This is a genomic window from Fibrobacter sp. (assembly GCA_012523595.1).
Classification (GTDB): Bacteria; Fibrobacterota; Chitinivibrionia; order Chitinivibrionales; family Chitinispirillaceae; genus JAAYIG01.
Map to the genome: position 1 here is coordinate 1 of JAAYIG010000193.1, position 6000 is coordinate 6000.

The following is a 6000-nucleotide window of genomic DNA, read 5'->3' on the forward strand; positions in this document are numbered from 1 at the left end:
ACTACCCCCTCTGATTTGAGTAATTGGTTAGTTTTTCCCCCTTCCCCCCCATTAAGCGTTAAAGTGTGTAACAAAAAACAAAAGTAAAAGGTACAACTGTATATAATATATTACAAAAAGAAATCAAAATCATACCACCGATTTAACTGATTAATAGCGGACCACTGATTAAAATGATTATTATGATTTTTAACTAAGAAAAAATGATAATTTTAGATAGGAGCAGACGATGTATTATTATGTAGAATACAGATTCCGATACACTTGAAAGCTTTTGGATTATGGAGGCTTATGGGTAGATTATCAGTCTCAAAATACAAAACAGGCCTTTACTATAAGGCTTGTTTGTACAGCGGTTCTCCTGAATGGATTGTGGGCTGCGTTGAACCTCCTGCAACTTGCGGTTATCTTGTTGCTGCAATTTGCATTAACAAAGCCATCCTGAAAATTGACATCGCCGCTGATGGTGAAAATCCTGATATCATAAATCAATCCTTAATACAGACAGGAATCGGATTTGAAAAGCTTGGGATTTCGGATTTAGCTCAGAACAAGTATGAAATATGTTTACAATCCCCAACAGGCACCACAATTATCCCAGCAATCCAGCGTTCATCAGGACGTAACCCGCCGTTATCCTTACTGATCAATAAATTGTTTAAAAAAGAGCAAAATTACTATGCAGCTCTATTTGATGATTCTGAAACCTGGGAAAGCGGTGAAATCAATTATTCCAACCGCAAGGCTGTTTCAATCATATTGATCGATAAGACAAAGCAGAACATTAGAATTGAATTGGACATTTCCAGCCGTGTTTCTGATTTGATGCAGAGATCACTTATACAAGTGGGTGCAGGATTAAAATGTCTGGGCTTAAGTTCAGAAAGTATCGGGGATTTCAGTATCCATTTTCAGACTGTTACCGGCACTACCGCTATTCCAGTAATTAAAAAGGAAAGGAGAGGGGTTACAAAATTGTGGTCACTGTTCAGGCATCATTAGCAAAAGCCTCGAATAAACAAAGCATTTTTCAAACGATAATTTTATGTTATAAAACAGGACGATTACGGGTACAGGTACAGTTTAAAGAAAACAGTATCCTCTAATTGACAAGCTGTCATTTGACGAAAGACAACAGGTTCACTTAAAACTCTTTACAATCCGAAACTCTTCACCACAGCGGCAATCTCTCTCATTATTCCTATGCCGTCTTTGTTCTTGAGCACATTCCCGGTTACAATTATATCCGCTCCGGCTTCAAGTTTCTCCTTTGCAGTTGCAGCATCCCGGATTCCTCCACCCACAATAATGGGAATCTCCACCTGCGACCGCACAGCCCTGATCACCTCAGGCGGCACAGATTGAACCGCCCCGCTTCCTGCCTCCAGATACACCAGGCTCATGCCCATGTACTGAGCTGCAAGTGCGTGTGCTGCGGCTATTGCGGGCTTGTTTCTGGGAAGGGGTCTGGTGTTACTAATAAATTCAACAGAGCTTACCGAACCAGATTCCACCAGCATGTATGCGGTTGCAACAGGTTCAATACCGATCTCTCTTATCACCGGAGCAGCCTTGACATGCTCACCTATAAGGTTCATGGGATTTCGTCCCGAAACAAGAGATAGATACAGCAGCGCATCAGCAGCAGATGACAACTGGGTTGCATCTCCGGGAAAAAGAATCACCGGGATTGAAACGGCTTTTTTCAACGATGAAACAAATGCATCGAAATGGTTGGAGTAAAGAAGGCTTCCTCCGACCAGGATCGCATCAGCACCGCATTTCTGTGACTCCGCTGCCACCTCTGCCCCTTTCTCAACCGTAAAATCATCGGGATCCAGAAGCACCCAGTAGCACCGTCTCCCGCCGGAAAGCTTTTTCAGAATAGAGTCAAGGATCTCTCTTTTCATGCCGCAACTGCTTTCCCGGCAATTATCAATCTTGCCGCTTCCAGTGCATCATCGATTTTCATCGGGTCTTTTCCTCCAGCCTGGGCTCTCACCGGGCTTCCGCCCCCGCCCCCGCCGGCTTTCTGTGCCGCTGCTTTTACCAGTTCACCACAGTGAATACCGAACTTTTTAACTGCTGTCTGTCCGGCAGATGCGGAAAAGAGAGCTTTGTTGTCAACCACAGCCCCCATCACTATGACCATGTTATCAAGTCCCCTGGCCCTTATCTCATCGGAAATGAGGTCTGAGAGACGGCTGAATGATTCTTTATCAATTTGACCCAGATTACGCACGATCCAGAGAAATTCCCCTCCGTTTCTCCGCGCCTCCTCAAAGAGTTCCTCTGCTATTCCCGATGTCAGGCCGCTTGAAAGCTCACTTACCCGTTCCCCCAGCTCCTTAACTTTATCCAGCAGCCCCCGGACATTTTCCAGAAGTTTTCCCTCACCAGCTTTAAGAAGCCCTGTCAGGCTGGTGATCACATTTTCTTTTGCAAGCAGATACTCGACTGTTGCCCGCCCGGTTATAGCCTCGATTCGTCTTATCCCCGCGCTTATGCTGGATTCACTGACAATGTGAAAAAAACCGATCTCACCTGTTGCGGAGACATGTGTGCCTCCGCAAAGCTCCTTGCTTACAGGAGCGATATCGATAACCCTGACTTTACGGGCATACTTTTCTCCGAAAAGAGCAGTTGCTCCTTCCGCCTTCGCTTCATCGAGATCCTTGACAGTTGTAACAACCGGCAGATTGGCGGTTATCCACTCATTTACCTTTCTTTCCACCTCTGCAAGTTCATCCGGGGAGAGAGCCTTGAAATGAGTGAAGTCAAAACGCAGGCCTGAGGGTTCCACTCTGGAGCCTGACTGCTGGACATGGTCACCAAGCACTTCTCTGAGCGCAGCCTGCAGGAGGTGTGTGGCTGTATGATTTCTTCTGGTATCTCTGCGCCTGGAGTCGTCGATCTGCGCTGTCAGAGGAGATGAGAAATCCTCACTTGTAAGAGGCATGGAGGATCTGGCCTGATGGATCACCATCTCGTTCCACTTCAGGGTATCATCTACAAAGATCTCTTTTCCTGTGGATGACCGCAGCAGGCCCTTGTCGCCTATCTGCCCTCCAGATTCCGCATAGAAGGGGGTCTTGTCGAGTATCAGAAGGTAAACCGGGATTCCGGCCTGATTTTCAACGATCTTGTACCTGCATACATTTACCTGTGCCAGCGGCTCTTCGTAACCTACAAACTCGGTTCCGGAAACCGGCCTGAGTTCAATCCATCCCTCAGGTGTCAATCCCTCAGCGGCTTTTCTCGATTCCCTGGCACGTTTTTTCTGACTCTCCATGAGACGGCTGTAACCCTCTTCATCAATTGTCATGTTCTGCTCTGATGCCATCAGACGGGTAAGGTCCATGGGAAAACCGTAGGTGTCGTAAAGAGTAAAGACATCGGCACCGGAAAGAGTGTTGCCACCTTTTCTTCTGCTGCTTTCCACCATTGCCGCGAATTTTTCCAGTCCCTGTTCCAGAGTCGCCCCGAAACGTTCCTCCTCGGAACGGATCACCTCCTCAAGATACCTTTCCCTCTGAGTTATCTCCGGGAAAGCCTCTCCCATTTCCCGGGCCAGCACTGGTATCAGTTTGTAAAGAAAAGGCTCTTTGAACCCCAGTTCCCGTCCGAACCTGAAAGCCCGCCGCAGAAGTCTTCTCAGCACATACCCTCTGCCCTCATTGGATGGAAAGGCACCATCTGTGATACCGAAAACAAGCGACCGGATATGATCAGCTATCACCCGGAAAGGGACACCGGGTTCTCCCTTGTCATACTTTTTACCGCTGAGATTCTCGATTTCCCTGATTATGGGTGTAAAGACATCTGTATCATAATTGGAATCCACATTCTGGATAACCGCAACAATCCTCTCAAACCCCATCCCTGTATCCACATGCCTTCTTGGAAGCGGTACCAGGGAACCATCCTTTTCCCTGTTGTACTGGATGAACACCAGATTCCACAGCTCACGGTATCTGTCGTTCTGACCATTTACACCCTTAACAGGATCCCTGAAGGTCTGTGCCTGAGTAGAGAGATCACCCATGTCGTAGTGAATTTCGGAGCAGGGTCCGCAAGGTCCGGTCTCACCCATCTCCCAGAAATTACTCTTGTCTCCGAAACGCATGATTCTTTCATGGGCGATATCTGTGTGGTTTTTCCAGATACTCTCCGCTTCATCATCGGAATCGTGTACAGTCACGAATAAGCGCTCTTTTGGAAGCTTCCAGACATCAGTCAAAAGTTCCCAGGCCCATGTAATCGCCTCTTTTTTATAGTAATCACCAAAGGACCAGTTTCCAAGCATCTCGAAGAAAGTGTGATGATACTGATCGCGTCCCACCTCCTCGAGATCATTGTGCTTTCCTGACACCCGCATGCACTTCTGGGAGTTGACTGCTCTTTTCAGGTTTCCCGGGTTATCCCCCAGAAAGATCGACTTAAACTGGTTCATCCCTGCATTCGTAAACAGAAGCGTTGGATCATCATGGGGAATTACGGGCGCGCTTGGAATAAAGCTATGCCCGTGTTCTTCAAAAAACCTGATAAACTCTTTTCTGATTGACCTGGAAGATTTCATACCCTTATGCCATTTCCTCTACTTCTTCTTTCTGTGTTTCATCCATGCCCTGTCTTATCTGCCCCTTTTCACGGACTTTTCTCTCGATAGTCTCCAGGACATCTCTGTTTTCAAGCAGAAACTCCCTTGACCTCTCTCTTCCCTGTCCTATTCTTTCCCCCTGATAGGAGAACCAGGCACCGCTTTTCTCCACGATGCCCATCGATGCAGCGAGGTCAAGCACATCACCTTCAAAAGAGATTCCCTTTCCGTAAAGGATATCGAATTCTGCGTCTTTAAACGGCGGAGCCACTTTGTTTTTCACCACTTTGGCACGGGTGCGGTTACCTACCACATTCTCTCCATCCTTTATTGCAGCGGTGCGGCGGATATCGATTCTTACAGAGGAGTAGAATTTCAGGGCATTTCCACCGGTTGTGGTTTCAGGGTTACCGAACATGACTCCGATTTTCATTCGGAGCTGATTGATGAAAATCAGGCAGGTTTTTGACTTGGAAAGAATACCGGTCAGTTTACGGAGTGCCTGGGACATGAGTCTTGCCTGAAGACCCATGTGGCTATCCCCCATATCGCCTTCGATTTCTGCAGCAGGTACCAGTGCAGCTACGCTGTCAACCACTATGATATCGATCGCGCCGCTGCGAACAAGGGTATCCACAATCTCAAGGGCCTGCTCACCAGTATCCGGCTGAGAGACAAGGAGGTTATCAATATCCACACCCAGCGCCTTTGCATAAGCAGCATCGAAAGCGTATTCCGCATCAACCAGTACTGCGATTCCCCCTTTTTTCTGGGCATTGGCGATTGCCTGAAGCGCCAGAGTTGTTTTTCCTGAGGATTCAGGCCCATAAATTTCGATTATTCTGCCCTTGGGAAAGCCACCTACTCCCAGTGCCAGATCGAGAGAAAGGGAACCGGTGGAGATCACCGGAATGTCGGTCTGGAGACTGGCAGTCCCCAGACGCATAATTGAGCCTTTTCCATGCTGTTTTTCTATCTGACTTACTGCCTGTTCCAGTGCCGTATTTCTGCTTCTTGCCTCGGTATCGACAACGTTCTTTTTAGCCATGAGAAGCTCCTCTCAGTTATTACCTTATAATAGAGATGTTTAGTTTTTAAAGATACGATTTGGAGGGTGGGAATGAAATAGAATTCAGAGGAGCCATTATTAGTTCTTACTATTCGCTCAACTATTCCTGTACTTTGATCCAACAATTAATAACAGGGAAGAAAAGAGAAGATACAGGACTAAGGGGTCAAGAAAAATTAAGGGTGATGTCTCCCCCACGCTCCAGCCCGTCGAAGACTCCGGATTTTCCCGCCGTAGCCACTTAGCATAGGCGGGTCTTCCGCTATCCCCTCTGTGTTGACACAGTTTAGTGCCTGACGGTTGGCATTTACAAGTCGGGTAAGTTTCTTCT

Annotated in this window: 4 protein-coding genes; 1 reads left to right on the forward strand and 3 read right to left on the reverse strand. The window is 47.2% G+C overall.

Features of this window, described 5'->3' with window-relative positions:
• Positions 1-291 precede the first annotated feature (291 nt).
• Complete coding sequence (locus GX089_12805; protein NLP03369.1) at positions 292-1002, forward strand: hypothetical protein; 711 nt, start codon at positions 292-294, stop codon at positions 1000-1002.
• Positions 1003-1154: 152 nt separating this feature from the next.
• Here the strand turns inward: GX089_12805 and GX089_12810 are convergent, their stop codons facing one another.
• The 3 genes from GX089_12810 to recA are packed head-to-tail and all read right to left on the reverse strand — an operon-like array spanning position 1155 to position 5648.
• Entirely contained in the window at positions 1155-1910 is a 756-nt protein-coding gene (locus tag GX089_12810; GenBank protein ID NLP03370.1) for a geranylgeranylglyceryl/heptaprenylglyceryl phosphate synthase, read from the reverse strand.
• A complete protein-coding gene (gene alaS / locus GX089_12815) occupies positions 1907-4579 on the reverse strand; it encodes an alanine--tRNA ligase (protein NLP03371.1) in 2673 nt (890 codons plus the stop codon). Before alaS ends, GX089_12810 begins: the two co-directional genes overlap by 4 nt.
• 4 nt (positions 4580-4583) lie before the next feature.
• Complete coding sequence (gene recA, locus GX089_12820) at positions 4584-5648, reverse strand: recombinase RecA (GenBank protein NLP03372.1); 1065 nt, start codon at positions 5646-5648, stop codon at positions 4584-4586.
• Between the last annotated feature and the right edge of the window lie 352 nt (positions 5649-6000).